This is a genomic window from Agromyces excoecariae, from assembly GCF_051715505.1.
Taxonomy (GTDB): domain Bacteria; phylum Actinomycetota; class Actinomycetes; order Actinomycetales; family Microbacteriaceae; genus Agromyces.
Genome location: NZ_JBPSLA010000019.1, coordinates 1 through 25893, shown reverse-complemented (window position 1 = coordinate 25893; position 25893 = coordinate 1). Strand labels below are relative to the sequence as shown.

The 25893-nt window shown below is 71.6% G+C and carries 24 protein-coding genes and 1 pseudogene; 15 read left to right on the top strand and 10 right to left on the bottom strand.

Annotated features, from left to right (window positions below; all coding sequences use genetic code 11):
* Positions 1-48: 48 nt before the first annotated feature.
* Positions 49-1209, bottom strand: a complete 1161-nt coding sequence (gene galK, locus ACSJD1_RS17565; protein WP_438856452.1) for a galactokinase — start codon at positions 1207-1209, stop codon at positions 49-51.
* Positions 1206-2366, bottom strand: coding sequence for a galactose-1-phosphate uridylyltransferase (galT, locus tag ACSJD1_RS17560; RefSeq protein WP_438856453.1), 1161 nt, complete (start codon positions 2364-2366; stop codon positions 1206-1208). Before galT ends, galK begins: the two co-directional genes overlap by 4 nt.
* A gap of 84 nt (positions 2367-2450) precedes the next feature.
* Here galT and ACSJD1_RS17555 point away from each other — a divergent pair, with 84 nt between their 5' ends.
* Complete coding sequence (locus ACSJD1_RS17555; RefSeq protein ID WP_438856454.1) at positions 2451-3266, top strand: DeoR/GlpR family DNA-binding transcription regulator; 816 nt, start codon at positions 2451-2453, stop codon at positions 3264-3266.
* 10 nt (positions 3267-3276) lie between these two features.
* The gene (locus ACSJD1_RS17550) at positions 3277-4203 is read left to right on the top strand and encodes an aldose 1-epimerase family protein (protein WP_438856455.1); all 927 of its coding nucleotides are present in this window, start codon (positions 3277-3279) and stop codon (positions 4201-4203) included.
* A gap of 57 nt (positions 4204-4260) precedes the next feature.
* On the opposite strand, the gene ACSJD1_RS17545 is transcribed toward ACSJD1_RS17550, so the two are convergent.
* On the bottom strand, positions 4261-5439 hold the full coding sequence (locus ACSJD1_RS17545) for a MarP family serine protease (protein ID WP_438856456.1): 1179 nt from the start codon (positions 5437-5439) through the stop codon (positions 4261-4263).
* A 129-nt stretch (positions 5440-5568) separates the two neighbouring features.
* Between ACSJD1_RS17545 and ACSJD1_RS17540 the strand changes: the two genes are divergently transcribed.
* The 10 genes from ACSJD1_RS17540 (at position 5569) to ACSJD1_RS17495 (ending at position 16373) form a co-directional block, all read left to right on the top strand.
* Positions 5569-6258, top strand: a complete 690-nt coding sequence (locus tag ACSJD1_RS17540; RefSeq protein WP_438856457.1) for a DedA family protein — start codon at positions 5569-5571, stop codon at positions 6256-6258.
* 120 nt (positions 6259-6378) lie between these two features.
* Positions 6379-7749 (top strand): adenylate/guanylate cyclase domain-containing protein, encoded by a 1371-nt coding sequence (locus tag ACSJD1_RS17535; protein WP_438856458.1) that lies wholly within the window; start codon positions 6379-6381, stop codon positions 7747-7749.
* Entirely contained in the window at positions 7746-9098 is a 1353-nt protein-coding gene (locus ACSJD1_RS17530; RefSeq protein ID WP_438856459.1) for an adenylate/guanylate cyclase domain-containing protein, read from the top strand. The genes ACSJD1_RS17535 and ACSJD1_RS17530 overlap by 4 nt, the downstream gene beginning before the upstream one ends.
* Positions 9099-9281: 183 nt before the next feature.
* Positions 9282-9872 carry an ECF RNA polymerase sigma factor SigK gene (gene sigK, locus ACSJD1_RS17525; protein WP_438856555.1) on the top strand — a complete coding sequence of 197 codons (591 nt, stop codon included), beginning with the start codon at positions 9282-9284 and terminating at the stop codon, positions 9870-9872.
* Positions 9869-10741, top strand: coding sequence for an anti-sigma factor (locus tag ACSJD1_RS17520; RefSeq protein WP_438856460.1), 873 nt, complete (start codon positions 9869-9871; stop codon positions 10739-10741). The genes sigK and ACSJD1_RS17520 overlap by 4 nt, the downstream gene beginning before the upstream one ends.
* Positions 10742-10812: 71 nt before the next feature.
* On the top strand, positions 10813-11862 hold the full coding sequence (locus ACSJD1_RS17515; RefSeq protein ID WP_438856461.1) for an LLM class F420-dependent oxidoreductase: 1050 nt from the start codon (positions 10813-10815) through the stop codon (positions 11860-11862).
* 283 nt (positions 11863-12145) lie between these two features.
* A complete protein-coding gene (locus tag ACSJD1_RS17510; protein ID WP_438856462.1) occupies positions 12146-13600 on the top strand; it encodes a phytoene desaturase family protein in 1455 nt (484 codons plus the stop codon).
* Between the two features lie 450 nt (positions 13601-14050).
* Positions 14051-14521: a hypothetical protein gene (locus ACSJD1_RS17505; protein WP_438856463.1), complete on the top strand. Its 471-nt coding sequence runs from the start codon at positions 14051-14053 to the stop codon at positions 14519-14521.
* A 91-nt stretch (positions 14522-14612) separates the two neighbouring features.
* Positions 14613-15251: a DNA-directed RNA polymerase subunit beta gene (locus ACSJD1_RS17500; RefSeq protein ID WP_438856464.1), complete on the top strand. Its 639-nt coding sequence runs from the start codon at positions 14613-14615 to the stop codon at positions 15249-15251.
* Positions 15252-15485: 234 nt separating this feature from the next.
* Complete coding sequence (locus ACSJD1_RS17495; RefSeq protein WP_438856465.1) at positions 15486-16373, top strand: aminodeoxychorismate lyase; 888 nt, start codon at positions 15486-15488, stop codon at positions 16371-16373.
* A gap of 82 nt (positions 16374-16455) precedes the next feature.
* Here ACSJD1_RS17495 and pstB read toward each other — a convergent pair whose 3' ends face one another.
* The 7 genes from pstB to ACSJD1_RS17460 all read right to left on the bottom strand — a co-directional run bounded on the left by pstB (position 16456) and on the right by ACSJD1_RS17460 (position 24534).
* Positions 16456-17235 (bottom strand): phosphate ABC transporter ATP-binding protein PstB, encoded by a 780-nt coding sequence (gene pstB / locus ACSJD1_RS17490; protein WP_438856466.1) that lies wholly within the window; start codon positions 17233-17235, stop codon positions 16456-16458.
* A 19-nt stretch (positions 17236-17254) separates the two neighbouring features.
* On the bottom strand, positions 17255-18355 hold the full coding sequence (pstA, locus tag ACSJD1_RS17485) for a phosphate ABC transporter permease PstA (protein WP_438856467.1): 1101 nt from the start codon (positions 18353-18355) through the stop codon (positions 17255-17257).
* Complete coding sequence (pstC, locus tag ACSJD1_RS17480; protein ID WP_438856468.1) at positions 18355-19293, bottom strand: phosphate ABC transporter permease subunit PstC; 939 nt, start codon at positions 19291-19293, stop codon at positions 18355-18357. The genes pstA and pstC overlap by 1 nt, the downstream gene beginning before the upstream one ends.
* Before the next feature lie 89 nt (positions 19294-19382).
* Positions 19383-20477, bottom strand: coding sequence for a phosphate ABC transporter substrate-binding protein PstS (locus tag ACSJD1_RS17475; RefSeq protein ID WP_438856469.1), 1095 nt, complete (start codon positions 20475-20477; stop codon positions 19383-19385).
* A gap of 182 nt (positions 20478-20659) precedes the next feature.
* A complete protein-coding gene (locus tag ACSJD1_RS17470) occupies positions 20660-21604 on the bottom strand; it encodes an NUDIX hydrolase (RefSeq protein WP_438856470.1) in 945 nt (314 codons plus the stop codon).
* A complete protein-coding gene (locus ACSJD1_RS17465) occupies positions 21601-23799 on the bottom strand; it encodes an RNA degradosome polyphosphate kinase (RefSeq protein ID WP_438856471.1) in 2199 nt (732 codons plus the stop codon). The genes ACSJD1_RS17470 and ACSJD1_RS17465 overlap by 4 nt, the downstream gene beginning before the upstream one ends.
* Positions 23800-23844: 45 nt before the next feature.
* Entirely contained in the window at positions 23845-24534 is a 690-nt protein-coding gene (locus ACSJD1_RS17460; protein ID WP_438856472.1) for a response regulator transcription factor, read from the bottom strand.
* Positions 24535-24607: 73 nt separating this feature from the next.
* On the opposite strand from ACSJD1_RS17460, the gene ACSJD1_RS17455 reads away from it, so the two are divergent.
* The 3 genes and pseudogenes from ACSJD1_RS17455 to ACSJD1_RS17445 form a co-directional block, all read left to right on the top strand.
* Positions 24608-24931, top strand: coding sequence for a hypothetical protein (locus tag ACSJD1_RS17455; RefSeq protein ID WP_438856473.1), 324 nt, complete (start codon positions 24608-24610; stop codon positions 24929-24931).
* 140 nt (positions 24932-25071) lie between these two features.
* Complete coding sequence (locus ACSJD1_RS17450) at positions 25072-25680, top strand: nitrobindin family protein (protein WP_438856474.1); 609 nt, start codon at positions 25072-25074, stop codon at positions 25678-25680.
* Positions 25680-25893, top strand: a pseudogene (locus ACSJD1_RS17445) (folate-binding protein); the annotation flags it as partial. The gene ACSJD1_RS17450 and the pseudogene ACSJD1_RS17445, both read left to right, overlap by 1 nt.

Genomic DNA, 25893 nt, shown 5'->3' with positions numbered 1-25893 from the left:
CCGCAGTCCCGGCCCGGACGCGGCGCGGTCGGCCACGACGGAGGCGGCTCAGGCGTCGCGCCGCGCGCCCTGTGCAGCGTGCACGGTGAACACGCCGGGCTCGCGGTAGCCGTGCTCGGCGAACGCCTCGACGACCTTGCGGGCGATGACGGGCACGAGGTCGTCGATCACGAGCGCGATCGCCGCGCCGCCGAACCCGCCGCCGGTCATGCGCGCGCCGATGGCCCCGTTCGCCTGGGCGGTCTCGACCGCGAGGTCGAGCTCGGGAACCGAGATCTCGAAGTCGTCGCGCATCGACGCGTGCGACGCGTCGAGCAGCGGGCCGATCGCGCCCGGCCCGTGCTCGCGAAGGGTGCGGACGGTGTCGAGGACGCGTTGGTCCTCGGTCACGACGTGCCGCACCCGACGGAAGGTCTCGTCGTCGAGCAGGTCGCGCGCACGGTCGAGGTCGTCGACGCCCACCTCGCGCAGCGACTCGGCCCCGAGGGCCGCAGCGCCCGCCTCGCACGAGGCGCGCCGAGCGGCGTAGCCGCCGGTCGCGTGGGCGTGGCTCACGCGAGTGTCGATGACGAGGAGGGACAGCCCGGCCTCGGCGAAGCCGAGCGGGATCACGTCGGCGTCGAGGCTTCGGCAGTCGAGGAACACGCCGGAATCGGCTTCGCCGAGGAGCGACGCGGACTGGTCCATGATGCCGGTCGGGGCGCCGACCACGCGGTTCTCGGCGAGGCGGCCGACCTTCGCGAGCGTCGGGCGGTCGAGGCCGAGGCCCCAGTGCTCGTCGAGGGCGAGCGCGACGGCGCATTCGATCGCGGCCGACGACGAGAGGCCCGCCCCGACCGGCACGTCGGAGTCGATGTGGAGGTCGACGCCGCGGACGTGCGCCAGGTCGGCCCCGGATTCGCCGAGCGCCCACACGACGCCGAGCGGGTACGCGGCCCAGCCGCTCACGGCGTCGGGCGTGAGCTGGTCGAGGTGCACCTCGACGGTCTCGGGCGAGAAGGTCGACGAGACCCGGACGACGCGGTCGTCGCGGTCGCCGAGCGCCACGGTCGTTCGACGGTCGATCGCGAACGGGAACACGAAGCCGTCGTTGTAGTCGGTGTGCTCGCCGATGAGGTTCACGCGGCCGGGAGCCGACCACACGCCCGCTGGGCGGCGGCCGTACTGCTCGGCGAAGCGATGCTGGGCGGAGGCCACGGCGTCGGTCACAGGTCAACTCCTTCGATGGCGGTGCGAAGTGCGGCGGCCTGCGTCTCGGGCGGCACGTCGCCGATCCAGGCGCCCATGGCGGCCTCGGAGCCGGCGAGGTACTTGAGCCGGTCGGCGGCTCGACGCGGGCTCGTCAGCTGCATCGTGAGGCGCACGTCGTCGCGGTGCTCGTGCACGGGCGCCTGGTGCCACGCGGCGATGTACGGCGTGGGCGTGTCGTAGAGCCGATCGACTCCGCGGAGGAGGCGCAGGTACACGCGTGCGAGCTCGTCGCGCTCCTCGGCCGTGGTCTCGGCGAGGTCGGGCACGTGACGGTTGGGGACGAGGTGGACCTCGATCGGCCAGCGCGCGGCGAAGGGCACGTACGCGGTCCAGTGCTCGCCGGCGAGGAGCACGCGCTCACCGGAGCGCTCCCGCTCGAGCACGTCGGCCTGCAGCGACGGCCCGTAGGCGTCGATCGCGCCGAGCAGGCGCTCGGTGCGCGGCGTCACGTACGGGTAGGCGTAGATCTGGCCGTGCGGGTGGGGGAGCGTGACGCCGATCTCGCGCCCGCGGTTCTCGAACGGGAACACCTGCTGCACGCCGGGGAGTGCCGAGAGCGCGGCGGTCCGGTGCGCCCAGGCCTCGATGACGGTCCGGGCGCGCGAGACGGACTGGGTCCCGAACGAGCCCTCGTGCTCGGGGCTGAAGCAGACGACCTCGCAACGGCCGTGCGAGGGCAGGCGGCGCCCGATGCCAACGGCGCGCACGTCGGCGAGGGCGGATGCCGCGGCATCCGCCCCGCCTGTGGACACGGGCCAGTCGGCGAGGTCGGGTCCGAACGACGGCGAGCGGTTCTCGAACACGGCGACGTCGTACGTGCTGGGGATCTCCGACGGATTGGTCGCGGTCTGCGGCGCCAGCGGATCGGCGTCGGCCGGGGGCAGGAACACGCGGTTCTGCCGTGCGGCCGCGATCGAGATCCATTCGCCCGTGAGCGGGTCCTGCCGCATCTCGGCGACCGCGGGCCTCGGGTCGAGCGCACGGGCGTCGATTGCGCGCTCAGGCGGGAGCGTCGTGTCGGCGTCGTCGAAGTAGATGAGCTCGCGGCCGTCGGCGAGGCTCGAGCGGCGCACGGCGATGCGCGGGTCGAGGAGGCCGGGTTCGGTCTGGTGCACGGCGCCACGGTACGCGACTTTCGTTTGAGAAACAAGTGGGTTTCGTATTGCAAAGTACGGATGCCTCGGCGCACACTGGTCGTCATGCAGCCAGATGCCGCGCACCGCCGCAGGCTCACCGCCGACCTCGTGAGCGAGCGCGGGTTCGTCCGCGTCGTCGAGCTCAGCGAGTCGTTCGGCGTGACCCCGGTGACGGCCCGCGCCGACCTCGACGCGCTCGAGCGGGCCGGTCTGGTGCGACGCGTGCACGGCGGTGCCGTGCCGTCCGGGGCCGGTGCCGCCGAGCCGCGGCCCGAACGCGAGCCGAGCTTCGAGGAGGCGCTCGCGACGTCCGTCGTGCCCAAGCAGGTGATCGGCGAGCGCACGGCCGCGCTCGTGCGGAGCGGGCAGAGCCTCATCCTCGACGTCGGCACCACGACGCTCCAGGTGGCCCGCGCACTCCGCGCGCGCGCCGACCTCGACGACGTCACGATCTTCACCAACGGCCTCTCGATCGCGCTCGAGCTCGAACCCGAGATCCCGAGGTTCACGGTCGTCGTGACGGGCGGCACCCTCCGCCCCCGCCAGCACTCGCTCGTGCACCCGCTCGCCGGTTCCGTCCTCGACGAGGTCCACGTCGACCTCGCGGTCATCGGGTGCAACGGCGTCGACCCGAATCTGGGCGTCACGAACGCCAACCTGCCCGAGGCCTCGGTCAAGGCCCTCATGCTCCGGCGCGCGGCGCGCGCCGTGGTCGTCGCCGACGCCTCGAAGCTCGGCGAGGTCCACCTCGGCCGCATCGCGCCGGTGGACGCCTTCGACGCGCTGGTGACGGATGCCGCGGCACCGGGCATCCTCCTCGGCGAACTCGGCGACGCCGGACTCGACGTGCTCGTCGCCCACGCCGCCGACCGGCCATAGGGTGGTGTGCATGAATCTCCCCACGGGCGATCAGTTCGAGCTCGAGACGACCACCTCCACCGGCGACGTCCGTGCGACGATCACCGCCGTCGCCGCGGGCCTGCGCACGCTGACCATCAACGGGATCGACCTCGTGCCGCCCTACGGCGAGGACCAGACGCCGCCGTCCGGTTCCGGCATCGTGCTCGTGCCGTGGCCGAACCGCATCCGCGACGGCATCTGGCACCACGGTGAGACGTCGTACCAGCTCGCGATCACCGAGCCCGCGAGGCAGAACGCGATCCACGGCCTGCTGCGGTACGCCGAGTACGTCCCCGTCGAGCAGGATCGCGACTCGGTGACGCTCGCGGCGACGATCTTCCCGCAGCTCGGCTACCCGTTCCTCGTCCGCACGGCGGTGCGGTACGAGCTCGTCTCCGACGGGCTCAAGGTCACGCACTTCCTCGAGAACGTCGGCGGCGAGCCCGCCCCCGTCGCGGTCGGCACCCACCCCTTCCTCAAGATCGGCGGCGTGCCGACGGAGGACCTGGTGCTGCGGCTCGACGCCGCGAGCCACCTCGAGGTCGACGAGCGGCTGCTCCCGACCGGCGAAGTGCCCGTCGACGGCACCGAATGGGACTTCCGCGAGGGGCGCCGCGTCGGCGACGTCGACCTCGACGACGCGTTCGGCGAGGTCGCCTCGGTCGACGGCACGGTCGAGCACACGCTCGTCGCACCCGACGGCCGATCGGTGTCGGTGTGGGCCGACGACGAGTTCGCCTACGTGCAGGTGTACACGACCGAGAACTACCCCGGCGAGAGCCGCGCCATCGCGATCGAACCCATGACCGCGCCCGCCGAGGCGTTCAACTCCGGCAAGGGCCTGCGCTGGCTCGACCCCGGCGAGCAGTGGGAGCTCAGCTGGGGCATCCGCTTCGCCGGCTTCACCGCCGAGTGAGGTCGGGGCCGGCCGCCCGGCGCCGGCACGCCGCCGACCGTCGCGACCGCCGTGGCGTCAGAACGCGCAGCTGCCCGAGTCGACGCGCTCGCTGAGCGACGGCGCCTCATCGGCGAGCGGCTCGAGCGTGCCCACCGGGACGGCGAAGCCGACGTTGTCGACCGTCTGCGACTTCGCGAACACCACGCCGCCGACCTCGCCGTCGCCGGTGAGGACCGGGCCGCCCGAGTTGCCGTGGTCGACCTCGGCCGCGAGGGTCACGACGTCGCGCGACGTGGTGTCGCCGTCGATCGAGATCGTGATCGGACCGTTCGCCATGATCCGGGCGGGCCGGAGTTCGAGCGGGCCGCCGAACGGGTAGCCGGCGACGGCCACGTCGGTCTCGGGGCCCGGCGCGTCCGCGATCTCGAGCGGGGCGACGTCGAGTCCGTCGACCGCGATCACCGCGAGGTCCGCATCGGGATCGAACGCGACGACGCGACCCTGCACCGGGCTGCGACCCGGCGCCTCGACGATCGGCTCCGTCACGCCCGCGACGACGTGGGCGTTCGTCACGATGCGATTCGGCGCGACCACGAAGCCAGAGCCGGTGAGGTTGCCCCCGCACTCGAAGGCGAGCCCCGTGACCCTGACGACGGATGCCGCGGCCGCGTCCAGTTCGGGATCGTCGAGACCGCCCGACGGGAGCTCCGGTGCGACCGTCGGGCCGTCGAGCACGCCCGTGAGCCACGGGATCGCCTCGCCGAACGCCGCGGTGCGCATCTCGGCCATGAGCGTGCGGGCCGGTTGCGGGGTGACCTGGTCGATGCCGCGCACGACCCACGAGCCCGCGACCGCGGGCGAGACGACCGGCACGCCCATCGAGCCGACGCCGGATGCGACGAGCGCGATGACGAACGCGGTCACCATCGTGTTGACGATCGCGCCGAGCACGCGGTCGATCGGGCCCAGCTTGACCGCGTCGGCGCCACGGCCGAGCGCGCGGCCGATCGCACCCCCGAGCGTCGCGCCCGTCACGAGGAGCACCACCGCGACCGCGATCGCGATCGGGGCCCGCCACTCCGGCGCCGCGACGAACGACACGATCCACGGCATCGCGATGTACGCCGCGATGCCGCCGGCGATGAGGCCGAGCAGGCCGCCGACCGTGCGGAGCAGGCCGGCGCGCCATCCGTGCACGAGCGCGCCGAGGAGGACGAGCACGAGCAGGATGTCGAGGACGAGGCTCCAGGTCATGCGGGATTCGCTCCGATCTGCCGACGACCAGCCTCTCGCATCCGCCTCGGAGCGCGCTGAGGGTGCGCGAACGCCCGGCTCCGGCGCCGTCCCACTGTTCGCCCAGCCGATTCGCCTAGCGTCGTGGTCATGACGACGACATCCCTGCATGCCGCCGCCGACCCCGGGCTCACCGGGCTCGCCGCATGGGCGGTCCAGCTGATGGAGACCCTCGGCGCCCCGGGCGCCGGCCTGGCCATCGCGCTCGAGAACCTCTTCCCGCCGCTGCCGAGCGAGGTGATCCTGCCGCTCGCCGGGTTCACCGCGAGCCGCGGCTCGTTCACGCTCGTCGAGGTGCTCGCGTGGACCACGGCCGGGTCGATCGTCGGCGCCCTCGCGCTCTACCTCGTCGGCGCGGTGCTCGGCCGCGCGCGCACTCGCGCGCTCGTGAAGGCGGTGCCGCTGGTGGATGTCGCCGACGTCGACCGCACCGAGGCGTGGTTCGACCGCCACGGTCGTACGGCCGTCTTCTTCGGCCGGATGATCCCGCTCTTCCGCAGCCTCGTCTCCATCCCAGCGGGCGTGACCCGCATGCCCATCGCCTGGTTCCTCGCGCTGACGACGCTCGGCAGCATCATCTGGAACACCGTGTTCGTCATCGCCGGCTACCTCCTCGGCGAGAACTGGCATGTCGTGGAGCCGTGGGCGGACGGCTTCCAGGTGGTCGTCATCGCGGTCGGGGTGCTCGCCGTCGCGGCGTTCGTCGTCAAGCGCGTCGCGCGGATCCGCGAGCACCGTCGACGCGTCGGACGCGGTGAGGAGAGCGCCGGGGGCATTTAGCCGACGGAAGGTCCTGTCCGGAGCCGCGTGCGAGGACTAGCGTGGTGGCGTGACAGGGCGAGCCGTGCGTGGCCCGGACCGCATCGACCTGATCGGATGGCGGTGCGCCGGAGCACGGCCATGATTCCGGACACCGTCTTCGCACGGAGCGGAGACGCCGATATCGCCTACAAGGCCATCGGCGACGGGGCTCGCGACCTCGTGCTCGCCTTCCCGCTCGTGTCGAACGTCGACGCGTTCTTCGAGCTTTCGGAGAACCGCGAGTTCGTCGAACGGCTCACGTCGCTCGGCCGGGTGATCCTGTTCGACAAGCGCGGTGCCGGCATGTCCGATCGCGGCACCGGTCCGGTGAGCGTCGAGCAGCACTCGGACGACCTGCTCGCGGTGCTCGACGCCGCGGGGAGCGCCCGCGCCGTCCTGCTGGGCTGGTTCGACGGCGGCGCCACGTGCCTCGTGACGGCCGCCCGGCACCCCGGCCGGGTCGAGTCCGTGGTCGCGGCGGAGGTCCTCGCCAGCGGTCGACGCGTGCCCGGCTTCCCGTGGGGCTTCGCGCCGCCGTTCGGCGAGAAAGCCATGCGGAAGCTCGTGATGATGGGCTGGGGCCAAGCGGCGATGGCTCGCATGATGGCTCCCGATTGGGCGGGCGACGCCAGGTTGATCGACTGGCTGATCCGCTACGAGCGGGTCTCCGCACCGCCGAGCGGCGCGGCGCGCGTGCTCGAGGACGCGCTCGCGCTCGACATCCGGGGCTACCTCGCGGAGGTCGAGGTCCCGGTTCTCGTGATCCACGACCGCGCCTACCCCGGCGTGCCGATCGCACCCTTCCGCTGGCTGGCCGACACGCTGCCCGACGGACGGCTCCGGGAGATCCGGCATGCCGACGGCGCCCCGTTCATCCTCCCGTCGGACGACCTGGTCGACGAGATCGAGGAGTTCCTCGTGGGGACCCGCAGCGGCGCCCGGCGCGAGCTCGCGAGCATCGTGTTCACCGATATCGTCGGCTCGACCGAGGAACTGGCCGGATCCGGCGACCTGCGCTGGGGCAACCGGCTCTCCGGGCATCGCGAATCGGTCCGGCAGTCGCTCTCGAGGTTCGGCGGGCGCGAGGTGAACACCACGGGCGACGGGTTCGTCGCCGCGTTCGCGCTTCCGTCGTCGGCGATCCGGTTCGCGCAGGACGCGATCGCCGCCGCCGACGCCATGGGTCTCGGCCTCCGCGCCGGGGTGCACTGCGGCGAAGTGCTCGTCCGGGACGAGGACATGGTGGGCATCGCCGTCCACGTCGCCGCGCGCGTCTCCGCGCTCGCCGGGTCGGGCGAGGTGCTCGTCACCGACACCGTCCGCGTGCTCGTCGAGGGCTCGGGGCTCGCCTTCGAGACGGCCGGGGCGCACTCGCTGAAGGGCGTGCCCGGCGTCTGGGAGTTGTTCCGACTGGCGGGCTACCCTGATCGCGTGGACAGCCCCCGAGGTGGTCGTGGAGCCGGATCGTGATCCCGGCCACCCGATACGCCGTCCGCGACGGCGTCGACCTCGCCTACAAGGTCTTCGGGGAGGGCGAGCGCGACATCGTGCTCGCGTTCGCGTTCATCTCGAACGTCGACGTGTTCTGCGAGCTCCCCGAGCACCTCGAGTTCATCGAGCGGCTGCAGGCGCTCGGTGCCCGCGTGATCCTGTTCGACAAGCGCGGCACGGGACTCTCCGATCGAGGCGGGCTCGACGCGACCGTCGAGGATCGCGCCGACGACCTCGTCGCGATCCTCGATGCCGCCGGCAGCACGCGAGCGGCGATCATCGGCTGGTTCGACGGCGGGGCGACGGCGCTCGTCGCCGCTGCGCGACATCCGGAACGCATCGACGCCGTCATCGTGTACGAGGCCTTCGCCGTCGGCCACGCCGACGCCGACTTCCCGTGGACGCTGAATGCGGCATGGATCGCGAGCCTCATGGCGGGACTCGAGCCGGCCGAGTGGGGGCGGGGGCTCGTCGTGCGGCAGTTCTGGCAGGCGGAGGGTGCGGAGCGACTCGTCGCCTGGTGGGAGCGGTACGAGAGCATGTCGGCGACGCCGACCGCCGCGCGGCGGCTCGCCGAGGCCATCGTCGCCATCGACATCCGACCGTACCTCGCCGACGTGCGCGCCCCGGTGCTCGTGCTCCACGACACCGCGCTCGAGGCGATCGACGAGGCCCCCATGCGTTGGCTGGCCGACGCTCTGCCCGAGGGGCGGCTGCAACTCGTCCGCCGGTCCTCGGCACTGCCGGCGATCCTCCCGGACGGCGCCCTCGTCGACGAGATGGAGGAGTTCCTGACCGGCACCCGCAGCGGAGGCCGCCGCGACGTGCTGACGACCGTCTTCACCGACATCGTCGGGTCGACGGCCGCCCTCGCGAGGACCGGCGACGAACGCTGGCGCAGCATCCTCGCCTCGCACGACGAGGCGCTGCGACGATCCATCGCCCGGTTCTCGGGCACCGAGGCCAACACCACCGGGGACGGGATCGTCGCGACCTTCCCCCTGCCGTCGTCCGCGCTGCACTTCGCCACGCAGGCGCTCGAGTCGGCCGCAGCGCTCGGCCTCGAACTGCGTATCGGGGTGCACTCGGGCGAGCTCATCATCCGCGGCGACGACCTCGTCGGACTCGCAGTGCACGCCGCGGCGCGCATCTGCGCGGCCGCCGATCCCGGTCGCATCATGGTCAGCGACACCGTCCGCTCGCTCCTGCTCGGATTCCCGTTCGCCTTCGAGCCAGCGGGGGAGCGCGACCTGAAGGGCGTGCCCGACCGCTGGCGGCTCTGGTACTGCATCGACGGACCCGACGGGGCCGAGGCGCGTCGGAGCTGAGGGCGGCGGGCGCATGCGGCGCGGCGTCGAGGCAATCCACGCGGGGCTGCGCGACGAATCACCGTCGACCCTCCCCGCACACCGCAGGAGCACCGCATGACCCTCGCCCAGGCCCCGATCGCGGTCGTGGCGACGCGACGCATGGCGCCGGTCGTGGTGCGGCGCCGGCCGGCCCCGTCTGCCATGCTGGGACGCGTGACGGACGCCGAGCACGGGCCAGCGGCATCCGACCCGACCCTCGACGACCTGCTCGTCGCGAGCGGCACGGGCGACCGGGCGGCGTTCGGCGCGCTCTACGACCGCACCGCGGCGCGCATCCTCGGGCTGGTGCGTCGCATCGTGATCGACCCGGCCCAGGCCGAGGAGGTCGCCCAGGACGTGTTCCTCGAGGTGTGGCAGACGGCGCCGCGATTCGATGCCGCGCGGGGCTCGGCGATCTCGTGGATGTTCACGCTCGCCCACCGTCGCGCCGTCGATCGCGTGCGCTCGTCGCAGTCCGCCCGCGACCGCGACGCCCGCATCGGAGCGCGCGACCTCGACGTGCCCGTGGACAGCGTCGCCGAGGTGGTCGAGGTGCGCCTCGACCACGAGCGAGCGCACGTCGCGCTCGCCGAACTCAGCGACCCGCAGCGCGAGTGCGTGGAACTGGCGTACTACGGGGGGCTGACGCAGGCCGAGATCGCCGAACGGCTCGACGTGCCGCTCGGCACCGTGAAGACACGGATGCGCGACGGCATGATCCGGCTGCGCCGCGTGATGGGGGTGAGCACATGACCGACGCCGATTTCCCGCAGGGCGGGGGCGCGGACGAGCCCGAGGAGCTGCTCGCCGCCTACGCGCTCGACGCGGTGACAGACGATGAGCGTGCGCGAGTCGAGGCGCGACTCGCCGAATCGCCGGAGCTCCGCGCCGAGCTCGCGGCCCTTCGCGAAGCGGCCGCTGCGCTCGCCGACGCCGCCCCACCCGTCGAACCGCCGCCGGCCATGAAGGCCTCGATCCTCGACCGGCTCGACGCGGTGCCGCAGGTCCCGGCCAGGTCGGCCGACCCGGTCGCACCGGTGCCCGCACGCGCCGTCCGACCTGAACCCGCGGCCGCACCCGAACCCGCGGCCGCGTCGCTCACGCCGGCAGAGGACCGGGGCGACCTGGGGCCATCCGTCGCCGGACCCGTGGAACGCGCCGCACGACGACGCTGGTTCCAGCGCCCGGCCGCGATCGTCGCCGCCGCGGCGGCGGCCGTGCTGGTGATCGCCGGCGCCGTGGTGGGATTGAACTGGCCCGGACCCGCGGGTTGGGGTGCGCAGCGCGCCGTCGATGCGATCGCCGCCGCACCCGACGCCGAATCCGTCACCGTCGCGTCGGCCGGGGGTGGCGAGGTGACGATCGTGTGGTCCGCCGAACTCGGCCGTTCGGCCCTGAGCGCGTCCGACCTGCCCGATGTCGGCGCCGAGTCGACGTACGAGCTCTGGTACATCGACGAGGCCGGCGCGCGCGCCGCCGGGACGTTCGATCCCGACGGCGGCGCCGCCTACGTCGTGCTCGACGGGGAGTTCTCTTCGGGCGTCGTGGTCGGCATGACCGTCGAACCCGCCGGCGGGTCGGAGGCGCCGACCACCGACCCGATCGTCGTCGTCGAGACCTGACCGCGTCGACTAGGGTCTGAGGGGGCTGCGCGCCCGATATCACCACCACCCCCGACGACGAGGAGTGACGCATGCGCATCGGCATGTTCCTGAGCTACGCGGGCGGCTTCCGCGAGGCCGCCGCCGAGGTCGCCGAACTCGAACGAGCTGGCGTCGACCTCGTGGTGGTCCCCGAGGTCTACTCGTTCGATGCGGTGAGCCAGCTCGGCTTCCTCGCCGCCCGCACCTCGCGCATGACGCTCATGAGCGGCATCCTGCAGCTCTACACCCGCACGCCGTCGCTCACCGCCATGACCGCCGCCGGACTCGACTACGTCTCGGAGGGCCGGTTCGAGCTCGGCATCGGCGCCTCGGGGCCGCAGGTCATCGAGGGCTTCCACGGCGTGCCCTACGACGCGCCCCTCGGCCGCATGCGCGAGATCGTCGAGATCTGCCGCACGGTGTGGCGGCGCGAACGCGTCGTGCACGAGGGGCGGAACTACCGCATCCCGCTCCCGGCCGGCCAGGGCACAGGCCTCGGCAAGCCGCTGAAGCTCATCAACGAGCCGGTGCGCGAGCGCATCCCGATCACGATCGCCTCGCTCGGACCGAAGTCGGTCGAGCAGACCGCCGAGATCGCCGAGGGCTGGCTGCCGATGTTCTTCCACCCGGAGCGGGCCGGCGACGTCTGGGGTGCGGCGCTCGAGGCCGGGCGCGCGCGACGCGCTCCCGAGCTCGGGGCCCTCGACGTGTTCGCGAGCCCCGCACTCGCCATCACCGATCGACCCGAGCTCGTCGAGGCCGCGATCGCGGCGGTCAAGCCGAACCTCGGCCTCTACATCGGCGGCATGGGCGCTCGCGGCAAGAACTTCTACAACGACCTCATCGCGAGCTACGGCTTCGCGGCCGAGGCCGAGCGGATCCAGGACCTCTACCTCGACGGCCATCGCGAGGAGGCGATCGCCGCCGTGCCCGACGAGCTCGTGCGTGCGATCTCGCTCATCGGCACGCCGGCCGAGGTCGCCGAACGCGTCGAGGCGTTCGTGCGCGCAGGGGTCACGACCATGAACGTGACACCGCTCGGGCGCAGCGCGGAGGAGCGACTCGCGCTCATGGCTGGGCTTCGCCGCATCGTCGGCTGACCCGGGCCGCGGTCGCTGCTCGCCGCGATTCGCGCGGTCGCATGTCCAGTCCCCACTTCGAGGGTGTTCCCAGCGTCGGTCCGTCGACGTACGCTCGGTCCACCGCACGTGGCCGTGCGGAAGGGGACACCTGGGGAGGAGCCGCCGCGTCGGGGCATCGGAGCCCAGCACGTCTCCGATCCCCCACGGCGGTGCCCCGGTCCGCCGCTCGCGGCGATGCGCCGGACGCGTGGCATCATGGTGCCGACCGCGGAGCACGCGCCCCCGCGGACGGGGAGGTCGGATGACCCGGAGCGGAGCCGTCGACGCGGTCGTGGTGGGGTCGGGCCCGAACGGGCTCGCCGCCGCGGTGACGCTCGCACGAGCCGGCCTGTCCGTGCAGGTGTTCGAGGCCGCGGCCCATCCCGGCGGCGGTGCCCGGACGGCGGAGCTGACCCTCCCGGGCTTCCGTCACGACGTGTGCTCGGCCGTGCACCCGATGGCGCTGGCGTCGCCGTTCTTCCGGGCCTTCGGGCTCGACCGGCGCATCGAGCTCCGCGTGCCCGAACTCTCCTTCGGCCACCCGCTCGACGGCGCGCGCGCGGGCCTCGCCTGGCACGACCTCGAGCGCACGGTCGACGGCCTCGGTCGCGACGGCCGCGCCTACCGACGTCTCATCGCACCGCTCGTCGCGCGCGAGGAGGCCGTGACCGAATTCACGGGGTCGTCGCTCGTGCGCGTGCCGCGGCATCCGCTCGTCGCCGCCCGCTTCGGACTGCGGGCGATCGAGCAGGGCACGCCCGCATGGAGCCTCCGGTTCGGCGACGACCTCGCGCCGGCGATGCTCACGGGGGTCGCGGCGCACGCGATCCGCCCGCTTCCGAGCCTCGGAACGGCGGGCACGGCGCTCGTGCTGACGATGCACGCGCACGCGCGCGGATGGCCGATCCCGGTCGGCGGGAGCGGGGCGATCGTGGGCGCGCTCGTCGACGACCTCGTCGCGCACGGCGGCGAGCTGGTGACGGATGCCGCGATCGACGACCTCGCGGCGCTGCCGCCCGCCCGCGCCGTCCTGCTCGATGTGACCCCCCGCGCGCTCGAGCGGCTCGCCGGAGACCGGCTTCCGTGGCGGTACCGCCGCGCGCTGCGCGGATTCCGGTACGGCAACGCGGCCGCGAAGGTCGACTTCGCGCTCGCGGGGCCGGTGCCCTGGGCGAACCCCGACCTGGCGCGGGCCGGGACGCTGCACCTCGGGGGCACGCGGGCGGAGATCGCCGCCGGCGAGCGCGAGGTGGCGCGAGGGCGGCATCCGTCGTCACCGTACGTGCTGGTGTCGCAGCCGTCGACGCTCGACGACTCGCGCGCCCCCGCCGGTCGGCACGTGCTCTGGACGTACACGCACGTGCCCGCCGGGTCGACGCTCGACCCGACCGAGGCCGTCATCCGGCAGATCGAGCGCTTCGCGCCCGGCTTCCGCGACCTCGTGCTCGCGTCGTCGTCGCGATCGGCCGCGCAGATGCAGGCCGAGAACGCCAACTACATCGGCGGCGACATCGCCTCGGGTGCACCGTCGCTGACTCAGCTCGTGCGTCGCCCCGTGCTCTCGCCCGACCCGTGGCGCACGCCGCTCTCCGGCGTCTACCTCGCCTCGGCCTCCACGCCGCCCGGGCCGGGCGTGCACGGCCTCGCCGGCTGGCACGCTGCTGCGAGCGCGCTCCGACGCGAGTTCGGGCTGGGAATGCCGCGGCTCGCGCCATGATGCGTCGTGGTGCCCCCACAGGGACTCGAACCCTGGACCCACGGATTAACCTGCTGCACTGGGTTTCCCCAGCCACCGCGAACGGCTTGCAGTCTGGACTATATCTTCACCTTCGGCCGAGCCGGTCAGGTGCGCCGCGTGTAGTCTCTGAGGTTCCCTTTCGGTTACCTGCTGATCGCCCAATCCCTCGGATTGTCACTGCCCAGTCGGGCGAGTACCTCGGGCTCTCAGGGGGTTCCAGCATATAGCGGCGTACATCCACCGCATTTCTGCGATGACGCTCCTGTGTTCTGTTGAAGTCCGTTGCTCTAACCAACTGAGCTATAGGGGCAGACCCACCCTAACAGGCGCAGAACCCGCTCTCCGGGGCCACCCGTCGGTCGGGCGAGCGGTGGACCGCGCGGTGACGGAGGTGCACCGTAGCGTTGGCTCACCGCATGGAAGGACATCATGAAGTCGTGCTCGACGTGCCACCGATCGCTCCCGCTCACCGACTTCAATGTGCGAACGCGTTCCCCTGATGGTCTGCAGTCGGTCTGCCGAACGTGCAATGCCGAGCGCGCACGACGCTACTACTCCGAGAACCTCGAGAAGCACCGGCAGGCAGTGGCGGCGCAGGTGGCGAAGACCCGGGCTGCGCACCTTCGGCGCATCGGCGCGTACCTCCTCCAACATCCCTGCGTCGACTGTGGTGAGCGAGACATCCGCGTGCTCGACTTCGACCACCGAATCGGCACGGAGAAGGCAGGGGAGGTGATGAAGCTCGCCAAGGCGGCGTACTCATGGGAGCGGGTCTTCGATGAGATCGCGAAGTGCGATGTACGGTGTCGGAACTGCCACGCGATCGTCACCTACGAGCGGATGGGGTCCGACTGGCGATCAACGCTCCTCCGAGGAGCGATGCAGTCGGCCGCAAGCTGATGATAAACCGCGGCTCGGCGCGATTCCGCTCCCCGCGGAACACCCGCGCGACCCCGGGCGGTTCCCTGGCCGCCGGGGTATCGTGTCCGCGATGACCGCAGACTTCCACCGCCCCACGCGCTTCCCGCCGCGCATGTTCGAGGGGTACCTCGGCGCCGATGATCCGGCGTACGTGAGCCGGGTCGCCCACGACACCGCGGCGGCGGTCCTGTCCCGAGTGCGGGACGACCCCGATCCCGAGGTCGTCGCGCGGCTGGTGTCGTACACCGACGAGCACGGCATCGACGCGATCGCCGAGCTGTGGTCGCAGGCGTCGCCGAAGAGCCTTCCGGGGGCGCTCTGGCGCATCTACCTGCTGCGCACCATGATCCGACAGGATGCGCAGGGCGTGAGCCTCGCCTTCCAGCGCGGCACCGAGGTCTCGCACACGATCGACCAGGTCGTCGCGGGCGCGCCGACGCCCGCCGGACCCGCCGAGGTGCGTGAACTCGCCGACACGATCCTGCGCGGCGTGTTCGCGGGCGACTTCGCCGCGGCACTCGAGCGCGCGACGGCGTTCTGCCGGGTCGCGTCCGCCGGCTTCGCGAGCCTCGCCGACGATGCGGATGCCTCGGATGCCGCGCACCCCGACCGGCCGGGGATCCTCACCCAGCGCGCCCTCCGCCTCTCGTCGCTGGCCGAGGAACTCGCCGCCTGCGCCCGGCTCTGGCGGCACGACAGCCTCGACTGACGCGCGCGACCGCTGCGACCGGCCCCGGGAATAGACCCGCGACCGACCTCGTTTAGACTGTTCGTGGCCGGTCGCAGTAACCCCGGGCTCCAATATTCGCCGCTTCGAGCGGCCTCGCGCCGAGAGGCGTTCTGCGGCCGGCCATCTCCGTGTCCGAGCGCCGCCGACCGGCGATGGCGGGTCCCGACGCGCGGCTGTCCGACTCCGCTCGCCCCTCCGGCGTAGCATCGGAGCATGGCCGACACCGTCTCGTTCCTGGTCGACCCGTTGCCCGTCGATGCGTCGCCCGAGTTCCTCGAGGCGTCGTTCCGCGAGATCGAGCCGGGTTCCGGCGCACTCGCGGTCAACGACCTCGCGCCGCATCGCGGCGACGGGATCTTCGAGACCCTCGCCGTGATCGACGGCCACGTGCAGGAGATCGGGCCGCACCTCGCGCGCCTGGCGAATTCGGCGCGCCTGACCGAGCTGCCCGAGCCGAACCTCGAGCAGTGGCGCCTCGTCATCCGCCGCGCCGCCGAGCGCGTGCCCGCCGAGGGCGAGTACGCGTTGAAGATCGCGCTCAGCCGCGGCGTCGACCCCGGCACCACGCCCACGGGGTGGGTGCACGTCACCCCGGGCGCCGACTTCGCCGCGGCGCGGGAACGCGGCATCCGGGTCGTCAGCCTCGACCGGGGCGTCGCGCGCGGCGCGGGGGAGCGGGCGCCGTGGCTGCTGCTCGGCGCGAAGACCCTGAGCTACGCGGCGAACATGGCCGCGATCCGCGAGGCCAAGCGGCGCGGGGCCGACGATGCGCTGTTCGTCTCATCGGACGGATTCGTGCTCGAAGGCCCCACCTCGAGCGTGATCGCGCGGATCGGGGACGAGTTCGTCACGCCGCCGCCGGCCGCCGGCATCCTGCACGGCACGACCCAGCGCAGCATCTTCGCGCATCTCGAAGGGCAGGGGCGCAGGGTCGCGTACCGAGACCTCGAGCTCGACGAGCTGCGGCGAGCGGATGCCGCGTGGCTGGTGTCGAGCGTGCGGATGGCGGCGCCGATCGCCGAGCTCGACGGCGCCGCGCTCCCCGTCGACGTCGACGAGACCGCCGCGCTGAACGCGTACCTCCTCAGCCCCCGCGACTGAGCAGCACGCCGGCCGTACGACGATGGCCCGGGCCCCGAGCGGGGACCGGGCCATGAGGCGCCGGGCGTGGATCGAGCGAGGATCAACCGAAGCGGCCGGAGACGTAGTCCTCCGTGGCCTTCTCCGACGGGTTCGAGAAGATCGTCGTCGTCTCGTCGTACTCGATGAGCTTGCCGGGCTTGCCCGTGCCCGCGATGTTGAAGAAGGCGGTCTTGTCGGAGACCCGCGAGGCCTGCTGCATGTTGTGGGTCACGATCACGATCGTGTACTCCTGCTTGAGCTCCTCGATGAGGTCCTCGATCGCGAGCGTCGAGATCGGGTCGAGGGCCGAGCACGGCTCGTCCATCAGGATGACCTCGGGCGAGACCGCGATCGCGCGGGCGATGCAGAGGCGCTGCTGCTGGCCGCCCGACAGGCCGGAGCCCGGGCGGTCGAGGCGGTCCTTGACCTCCTCCCACAGGTTCGCGCCGCGCAGCGACTGCTCCACGAGGTCGTCGGCGTCGGACTTCGAGATCCGCTTGTTGTTCAGCTTCACGCCGGCGAGCACGTTCTCCTTGATCGACATCGTCGGGAACGGGTTCGGACGCTGGAACACCATGCCGACCTGGCGTCGCACGAGCACCGGGTCGACCTCGGGGTCGTAGAGGTTGTTGCCGTCGATCAGCACCTCGCCCTCGACGCGTGCGCCGGGGATGACCTCGTGCATGCGGTTGAGGGTGCGGAGGAAGGTCGACTTGCCGCAGCCCGACGGGCCGATGAACGCCGTGACGCTCCGGGGCTCGATCTCGAGCGAGACGCCTTCGACGGCGAGGAACTTGCTGTAGTAGACGTTCAGGTCTCGGACTTCGATGCGCTTGGACACTGTGGTTCCTATCTGGGGGTCAGCGACCGTACTTGGGGGCGAAGAACCGCGCGACGAGTCGGGCGACGAGGTTCAGCACCATGACGATGAGGATGAGCGTGAGGGCGGCCGCCCACGCGCGATCGATGTACGCCTCGGGCGGGTTCCCCTGGTTGGCGTACTGGGTGTAGACGAAGACCGGCAGGGACTGCATGCGACCCTCGAACATGTCGTAGTTCATGCTGTTCGTGAATCCGGCGGCGATGAGCAGCGGCGCGGTCTCGCCGATCACGCGGGCGATCGCGAGCATGATGCCCGTCGTGATGCCGGCGATCGAGGTGGGCAGCACGACCTTCACGATCGTCAGCCACTTCGGCACGCCGAGGGCGTAGGCGGCCTCGCGGAGCTCGACGGGGACGAGGCGCAGCATCTCCTCGCTGGATCGCACCACCACGGGGATCATCAGGACCGCGAGGGCGACGGCACCGGCGATGCCGGTCCGCGTGCCGGGGCCCCAGAAGATCGCGAAGAGCGCGTAGGCGAAGAGTCCGGCGACGATCGACGGGATGCCGGTCATGACGTCGACGAGGAACGTGATCCCGCGGGCGAGACGGCCGCGGCCGTACTCGACGAGGTAGATCGAGGTCATCAGGCCGATCGGGATCGAGATCAGCGCCGCCGTTCCGGTCATGAGCACCGTGCCGACGATCGCGTGCAGGGCACCGCCGCCCTCGCCCGTGACATTGCGCATCGAGTACGAGAAGAACTCGGCGTCGAAGCGGTTCAGACCGAAGGTCACGACCGTGATCGAGAGGGAGATCAGCGGGATCATCGCGAGCAGGAACGCCCCGGTGACCAGTGCGGTCACGAATCGGTCGGTGGCGCGCCGTGATCCCTCGACGATCCGCGAGAGCAGGGTGATCGTCGCCACGTAGACGAGTGCGGCGACGACGAACGTGCCGACCCAGTTGAACTCGGCTCCGCCGAACGCGATGACGCCGAAGAGTCCGGCCGATACGAGCAGGCTCGCGCCGAGCACCATCCACGGCGCACCGTTCGGCAGCTTGCCGGCGGTCAGCGAGTTGCTGACCGGCGCGGCGGCCGGCCCGCGGGTCTCGGGAGGGGTGATCGTCGTGGTCATCAGTTCGCTCCCGAGAACTCGGCACGGCGCGCGACGATCCAGCGGGCGATCGCGTTCACCGCGAAGGTGACGATGAAGAGGATGAGGCCCGTCGCGATGAGGACGTTGACGTTGATGCCGTACGCCTCGGGGAAGCTCAGGGCGATGTTCGCCGCGATCGTCGACGGGTTGACCGACGTCAGCAGCTGGAAGGTGACGGCCCCGGTGGCCGAGAGCACCATGGCGACCGCCATCGTCTCGCCGAGTGCCCGGCCGAGGCCCAGCACCGCGGCCGAGATGATTCCGGGACGGCCGAAGGGGAGCACCGCGGTGCGGATCATCTCCCACCTGGTGGCGCCGAGCGCGAGCGCGGCCTCCTCGTGGAGGACCGGCGTCTGGAGGAAGACCTCGCGCGAGATCGCGGTGATGATCGGGATGATCATGACGGCGAGCACGAGTCCCGCGGTGAGGATGGTGCGGCCGGTGCCGGAGACCGGGCCCGCGAAGAGGGGGAACCAGCCGAGGTTGTCCACCAGCCAGGAGTAGAGCGGCTGGACGGCCGGTGCGAGCACGCCGATGCCCCACAGGCCGAACACGACGGACGGGACGGCGGCGAGGAGATCGACGATGTAGCCGAGCACCGAGGCGAGCCGGCGCGGTGCGTAGTGGGAGATGAACAGCGCGATGCCGATCGAGATCGGCAGCGCGATGATCAGCGCGAGGGCGGCGGCCCAGATCGTCCCGAAGACGAGGGGGCCGACGTAGGCCCAGAAGTTCGTGTCGAGGATCGACGCGTCCTCGCTGTCGGCGAAGAGTGCGGGGATGCTCTGGACGATGAGGAACGTCGCGACCGCGGCGAGCGTGACGAGGATCATCGAGCCGGCGAAGACCGCCGACTTGGAGAAGACGCGGTCGCCTGGGCGCTGCTTCGCCCGGATCGGCGCGGCTGCGGTGGTCATCAGGGAGATCCTCCGGTCAATGGTGCGAGGGACATGGCCGTGCCCGGCCCCGGTTGCTGCTGAAGCTACCGGAGCCGGGCACGAACCACTTACTGGATCGAGTCGATCGCAGCGACGACCGAGTCGCGGAGCGAGTCGGAGATCGGGGCCGAGCCGGCGGCCTCGGCCGCGACGTCCTGGCCCTCGGGGCTGGCGATGTAGGACAGGTACGCCTTCACGAGCTCGACGTTCTCGGGCTCGGCGTACTCCTGGCAGGCGATGAGGTAGCTGACGAGGACGATCGGGTAGACGCCGGCCTCCTCCGAGGTGCGGTCGAGCTCGATCGCGAGGTCGTGGTCGTCACGGCCCTCGACGAACGGCGAGGCGTCGACGATGGCCGCAGCCGCCTCGGGAGAGTACTCGACGAACTCGCCGCCCACGCCGACCGCGACGGTGCCGAGGTCGCCGGCGCGCGACGCGTCGGCGTAGCCGATGGTGCCCGTGCCGTTGGTGACCGCGTCGACGACGCCCGAGGTGCCCTGGGCGCCCTCGCCGCCCTCGAACGGCCACACGCCGTCGGCCTCGTACGTCCACACGTCGGGCGCGGCGGCACCGAGGTAGTCGGTGAAGTTCTCGGTGGTGCCCGAGTCGTCGGAGCGGTGGACCGGGGTGATGGCCTGGTCGGGGAGCTCGACGCCCTCGTTGGTGGCGGCGATGGCGGGGTCGTTCCAGTTCGTGATCTGACCCGCGAAGATGCCCGCGATGGTGGCGGGGTCGAGGTTGAGGCTGTCGACGCCCTCGAGGTTGAAGATCACGGCGATCGGCGAGATGTAGAGCGGGAGCTCGACGATGGTCGTGTCGGGCGCGCACTTCTCGAAGCCGCCCGCGGCGATCTCCTCGTCGTTGAACGCGCGGTCGGAGCCCGCGTAGTCGCTGGCGCCCGAGAGGAACGTGTCGCGACCGGCGCCGGAGCCCGAGGGATCGTAGTCGATGGTCACGTCGGGGTTCGCGGTCTGGAAGCCGGCGATCCACGCCTGCTGAGCCGAGTCCTGCGACGACGCGCCCGCGCCGACGAGGTTGCCGGAGAGCGTCGACTCCGAGGCGGCGGGGTCGCCCGAGCCGTCCTCGTTCGCGGCGCAGGAGCTGAGCGCGAGGGCCGCCGTCATGGCGATGACGGCGGGCGCGGCGAAACGCTTGAGGTTCACGTGATTCCCTTCCGGGGGTTTGGATTGCAGGATGCGGGGCCGGGTGCCGACCCGCCTGCGACGCTAACCAGCGTGCGTGACGAGCGTCCCCCACGGTGGTGAACGGAAGGTGAACGGGGCCTTTCGGTGCGGGTGCCGTGGCTGGGAGTCCCCACGGAACCGCTGGGAGTTCGCGGAGCCCGCTAGACGGTCGGCGCGTGCGTCTCGATCGCGATGATGCCCGACGACGGGTTCGAGGACGAGAGGTGCACGACGCTGAACGCGCCGACTTCGAGGCTCGCGGCATCGGTCACGTAGGACCCGAGCGGGGTACCGGTGGCGAGGGCGATCTCGCGCATCATCTCGGGCATCACGGGGCCGTGCCCGCAGATCACGGCGGTCTTGCCGACCCGCACCCGCTTGCCGATCACGCGGCGCACCTCGTCGTTGCCGGCCTCCCACGCGTCCTGGCTGATGCCGTCGTCGCGCTTGACCGTGATCCCCGTCTTCGCCGCGAGCGGGGCGACGGTCGTCACGCACCGCACCGCAGGACTCGAGACGATCTTCTTCGGCTTCCACGCCATGACCGTGTCGACGAGCGCCGCGGCCTGCTGCACGCCGCGCTCGACGAGCGGGCGCGCCGTGTCCTCGCCCTTCCACGCCGATCTCGTCTGGGCCTTGCCGTGCCGGAGCACGATCAGCGCGAACGTCTCGGTGACGCCCTGGTCGACGAGTGCGGAGAAGTTGTCGAGGATCTCGCGATCGGGTCCGTAGGTGAGGTACCCGCGGGCGCGCTTGATCGTGACCCATTCGAGCGCGGCGATCTCGGAGTTCGGCCGGAACGTCGACTCCTGCACCGCCTTCTCGGTGACCTCGGCCGCCCAGTAGTGCACGATCTTCTCGCGACCGCTCGGGAGCGGGTACCGCGAGACGCCGACGGGCACTCCGAGGGCGACGGCGAGCCCGGTCTCCTCGGCGATCTCCCTGACGGCCGTCTGCGGCAGCGTCTCGCCGGGGTCGACCTTGCCCTTCGGGATCGTGACGTCGCCGTGGACCGTGCGGTGCACGACGAGCACGTGGATGCGCCCGTCGATGACGCGCCAGCAGACGGCGCCGGCCGCGTAGACGGCGGTGGCGACCTGGCTCATCGGCGCGCCGCCCGCGTCGCGCGCTGGGCCGCGCGCTTGGAGCGCTGCGCGACGCGCTGGATGCGGAGGTGCTGGAGGTCGTCGAGCGGGCGGCCGGCGTCGTCGGTCGAGTGCCTGGTCCAGGTGCCGTCGCCGTCGAGCCACCACGATGCCGTGTGCTCGTCCATCGCCTCGTCGAAGAGCTCGGCGATCGCACCCATATGGTCGGGGTCGGTCAGCCGGACGAGCGCCTCGACCCGTCGGTCGAGGTTGCGGTGCATCATGTCGGCCGAGCCGATGTAGACCACGGGATCGCCGTCGTTGCGGAACGAGAAGATGCGCGAGTGCTCGAGGTAGCGACCGAGGATGGACCGGACCCGTATGTTCTCGCTCAGGCCGGGGATGCCGGGCCGCAGGCTGCAGATGCCGCGCACCCAGACCTCCACCGGCACGCCCTCGTTCGACGCGCGGTAGAGCGCGTCGATGATGGCCTCGTCGACCATCGAGTTGACCTTGATCCGGATGCCGGCGGGCCGGCCCTCCTGCGCGTTGCGCGTCTCCTGCGCGATGAGCTTGAGGAGCCCCTTGCGCAGGTGCAGCGGCGCGACGAGGAGGCGCTTGAACTTCTTCTCGATCGCATAGCCGGAGAGCTCGTTGAAGAGCCTGGTGAGGTCCTTCCCGACCTGGTCGTCGGCGGTGAGCAGTCCGAGGTCCTCGTAGATGCGGCTCGTCTTCGGGTTGTAGTTGCCCGTGCCGATGTGGCTGTAGTGCTTCAGCCCGTCCTTCTCCTGGCGGATGACGAGTGCGAGCTTGCAGTGGGTCTTGAGCCCCACGAGGCCGTAGACGACGTGCACGCCGGCCTTCTCGAGCTTGCGCGCCCACGTGATGTTGGCGGCCTCGTCGAAGCGCGCCTTGATCTCGACGAGCGCGAGGACCTGCTTGCCGGCCTCGGCGGCGTCGATCAGCGCCTCCACGATCGGGCTGTCGCCCGACGTGCGGTAGAGGGTCTGCTTGATCGCGAGCACGTCGGGGTCGGCGGCGGCCTGCTCGAGGAACGCCTGCACGCTCGTCGCGAACGACTCGTAGGGGTGGTGCAGCAGCACGTCCTTCTCGGCGACCGCGGCGAAGATGTCGGCCTGCCGGTTCGGCTCCGACGGCTGCAGCTGCACGTTGGTGGTCGGCACGTGCGTCGGATAGTGCAGCTCCGGCCGGTCGATGCGCGCGAGGTCGAAGAGCCCGCCGAGGTCGAGCGGCGAGGGGAGGGTGTAGACCTCCTGCTCCGTGACATCCAGTTCGCGGACGAGGAGGCCGAGGGTGACGTCGTCCATGTCGTCGGAGATCTCGAGCCGGATGGGCGGGCCGAACCGTCGACGCAGCAGCTCCTTCTCGAGCGCCTTGATCAGGTTCTCGGTCTCGTCCTCCTCGATCTCCACGTCCTCGTTGCGGGTGACGCGGAACACGTGGTGGTCGAGCACCTCCATGCCGGGGAAGAGGTCGCCGAGGTGGTTCGAGATGAGCTCCTCGAGGGCGATGTAGCGCGCGTCCTCCACCGACTCGGTCGGGTCGACGCGCACGAATCGCGGCAGCATCTGCGGCACCTTGACGCGCGCGAACTCCTGCCGCCCGGTGCGGCTGTTGCGCACGCGCACGGAGAGGTTCAGCGAGAGGCCGGAGATGTACGGGAACGGGTGGGCGGGATCGACCGCCAGCGGCATGAGCACCGGGAAGATCTGCGAGCTGAAGTAGCCGTGCAGGTGCTCCCGGTGCGACTCGTCGAGTTCGCCCCACGAGACGACGCGGATGCCGGCCTCCGCGAGCGCCGGCTTCACGAGCTCCTGGTAGGCGGCGGCGTGGCGCGACTGCAGCACGTGCGCCTTCTGCGAGATGTCGGCGAGCACCTCGTGGGGAGTGCGTCCGACGTTGGTCGGGACGGCGAGACCGGTGTTGATGCGGCGCTTCAGGCCCGCGACGCGGACCATGAAGAACTCGTCGAGGTTCGAGGCGAAGATGGCGAGGAAGTTCGCGCGTTCGAGCACCGGCAGCCGGGGGTCCTCGGCGAGTTCGAGCACGCGCTGGTTGAATGCCAGCCAGCTGAGTTCGCGGTCGAGGTAGCGCTCGGCGAGGAGTTCGGGCGCGCCGTCGGTGTCGAGCGGCTCGAAGTCGTCGTCGAAGTCGCTCGCGGTGCGGTCTTCGTCGAGGGTGCTCTCCGCAGTCATCCACACATCATGCCACCGGGCCGCGACGCGGTGGTGAAGCGCAGGTCACCGGGTGGTGACGTTCGCGTCCTGCTCGTCCTCCTCGTGGACGTTGAAGCGGTAGCCGACGTTGCGCACCGTGCCGATGAGGCTGTCGAGGTCGCCGAGCTTCGCGCGGAGGCGACGGACGTGCACGTCGACCGTGCGCGTGCCGCCGAAGTAGTCGTAGCCCCAGACCTCGCTGAGCAGCTGCTCGCGCGTGAACACGCGCGACGGGTGCGCCGCGAGGAAGCGGAGCAGCTCGAACTCCTTGTACGTCAGGTCGAGCGCGCGGCCGTGGACCTTGGCCGAGTAGCTGGCCTCGTCGATCACGACGCCGGAGGTCTGGATGCGCTCGGCCGGCTGGGCCGCCTGCGCCCGCCCGAGTGCGAGCCTGATGCGCGCATCGATCTCGGCAGGACCCGCGTGCTCGAGGATCACGTCGTCGACGCCCCAGTCGGAGGTCACCGCGGTGAGCCCGCCCTCCGTCACGACGAGGATCAGGGGCACCGAGAGCCCGGTCGTGCGCAGGATCTGCGCGAGCGCCTTCGCGCCCGCGAGGTTCGTCCGGGCGTCGAGGAAGACGAGGTCGGCCTCGGGAGCGCGCACCAGTTGATCGGGTGACGCCGGAATCACGCGCACCCGATGGCTCAGGAGAGACAGGGCCGGGAGAACGTCTTCGTTTGCTGCCGGCGTCAGGATCAGCAGCTGCGCCACGCACACCCTCCAGTAGTAAGGTGCGGTCAATACTACGGGACGCCGTACGGCGGGTGGCGAGATGGGGATCGACGTGACGCAGGACGACGCAGGAGCGCCGGCGACGGGCCTTGCACGCTGGGCCGTGCCGATCGTCTGGCTCATCTCCGCGGCGGGCACGGCCGTGGTCGTCGGCCTCGCCTGGTCGGGCACCCGCGTCTGGTTCCACGACGCCGGCCCGTACGCCGCGCTCGGGGTGCTCGGGATGGTGTTCGCGGCATCCGTCATCGCGGCGCTGCTGCTGCAGCTCGCCTCGCGGAAGCCGCACGGCTACGTCGGTCGCGCCAGTGCGTCGATCGCCGGCGCGGTCGTCCCGGTGGCCGTCGGAGCGCTCGCGCTGCTGCCGGTCGTCGGCTGAGCAACGGGTAGACTCGCACCATGTCCTCGCTGCTCGCGCTCGAACTGTTCTTCATCGGCCTGCTCGGTCTCGCGAGCCTCACGATCGCCTGGATCAGCGGCGTCGTCGTCTACAAGCTCTTCAAGGGGCAGCGCTAGACCGTGATCGAACTGCCGGTCGACCTCCCCGCGGAGCTCGTTCCGCTCTCCTGGCTCATCGGGGTCTGGGAGGGATCCGGCGTGATCGACTACGCCGTCGGCGACGGCTCGGTCACTCACGAGTTCGGGCAGCGCGTCAGCTTCAGCCACGACGGGCTCCCCTACCTGAACTACAACTCCTACACCTGGCTGTTCCCGACGACGGATGACGCAGAGCCCACGCCGCTGGCCGCGGAGTCCGGCTACTGGCGGCTCGCCCGCCCGCTCGGCGAGGGCGACCAGGGGCCGGCGATGCTGCCCGCGGTCGGCGCGACGCGCTTCCCCGACGCCGAGGCCGTCGAAACCCTGCGCAACGACGCCGGCGGATTCGACCTCGAGGTCTCGATCGTGCACCCCGGGGGCGTCAGCGAGCTGTACCTCGGCCAGGTGAAGGGGCCTCGCATCGACCTCGCGACCGATGCGGTCATGCGCACCGCCGGCGCGAAGGAGTATGCGGCGGCGACGCGGCTCTACGGGCTCGTCGAGAACCACCTCCTCTGGGCGTGGGACATCGCGGCGCTCGGCCAGGACCTGCGCACGCACGCGTCGGCCCGGCTCGCGAAGGTCGACTGATGACCGGCTCGCCGTTCCTCGCCCTGCCCGGCGCGGTGGTCGCCGACCCACCCGACGCGGGGGTCGCCGCGCATTACGGCAATCCGATGGTCGAACAGCGTCGGCTCGAGGAGGGGCGGGCGATCGTCGACCTCTCGAACCGGGGCGTCATCACCGTCGCGGGCCCCGACCGGCGATCCTGGCTCAACTCGATGGCGAGCCGGGCCCTCGACC

Bases quoted from the DNA above. Each gene is read 5' to 3' on its own strand.
- ACSJD1_RS17555 (WP_438856454.1), top strand. From the start codon at position 2,451: ATGCAGCCAGATGCCGCGCACCGCCGCAGGCTCACCGCCGACCTCGTG.
- ACSJD1_RS17550 (WP_438856455.1), top strand. From the start codon at position 3,277: ATGAATCTCCCCACGGGCGATCAGTTCGAGCTCGAGACGACCACCTCC.
- ACSJD1_RS17545 (WP_438856456.1), bottom strand. From the start codon at position 5,439: ATGACCTGGAGCCTCGTCCTCGACATCCTGCTCGTGCTCGTCCTCCTC.
- ACSJD1_RS17540 (WP_438856457.1), top strand. From the start codon at position 5,569: ATGACGACGACATCCCTGCATGCCGCCGCCGACCCCGGGCTCACCGGG.
- ACSJD1_RS17535 (WP_438856458.1), top strand. From the start codon at position 6,379: ATGATTCCGGACACCGTCTTCGCACGGAGCGGAGACGCCGATATCGCC.
- sigK (WP_438856555.1), top strand. From the start codon at position 9,282: ATGCTGGGACGCGTGACGGACGCCGAGCACGGGCCAGCGGCATCCGAC.
- ACSJD1_RS17520 (WP_438856460.1), top strand. From the start codon at position 9,869: ATGACCGACGCCGATTTCCCGCAGGGCGGGGGCGCGGACGAGCCCGAG.
- ACSJD1_RS17515 (WP_438856461.1), top strand. From the start codon at position 10,813: ATGCGCATCGGCATGTTCCTGAGCTACGCGGGCGGCTTCCGCGAGGCC.
- ACSJD1_RS17510 (WP_438856462.1), top strand. From the start codon at position 12,146: ATGACCCGGAGCGGAGCCGTCGACGCGGTCGTGGTGGGGTCGGGCCCG.
- ACSJD1_RS17505 (WP_438856463.1), top strand. From the start codon at position 14,051: ATGAAGTCGTGCTCGACGTGCCACCGATCGCTCCCGCTCACCGACTTC.
- ACSJD1_RS17500 (WP_438856464.1), top strand. From the start codon at position 14,613: ATGACCGCAGACTTCCACCGCCCCACGCGCTTCCCGCCGCGCATGTTC.
- ACSJD1_RS17495 (WP_438856465.1), top strand. From the start codon at position 15,486: ATGGCCGACACCGTCTCGTTCCTGGTCGACCCGTTGCCCGTCGATGCG.
- pstA (WP_438856467.1), bottom strand. From the start codon at position 18,355: ATGACCACGACGATCACCCCTCCCGAGACCCGCGGGCCGGCCGCCGCG.
- pstC (WP_438856468.1), bottom strand. From the start codon at position 19,293: ATGACCACCGCAGCCGCGCCGATCCGGGCGAAGCAGCGCCCAGGCGAC.
- ACSJD1_RS17470 (WP_438856470.1), bottom strand. From the start codon at position 21,604: ATGAGCCAGGTCGCCACCGCCGTCTACGCGGCCGGCGCCGTCTGCTGG.
- ACSJD1_RS17465 (WP_438856471.1), bottom strand. From the start codon at position 23,799: ATGACTGCGGAGAGCACCCTCGACGAAGACCGCACCGCGAGCGACTTC.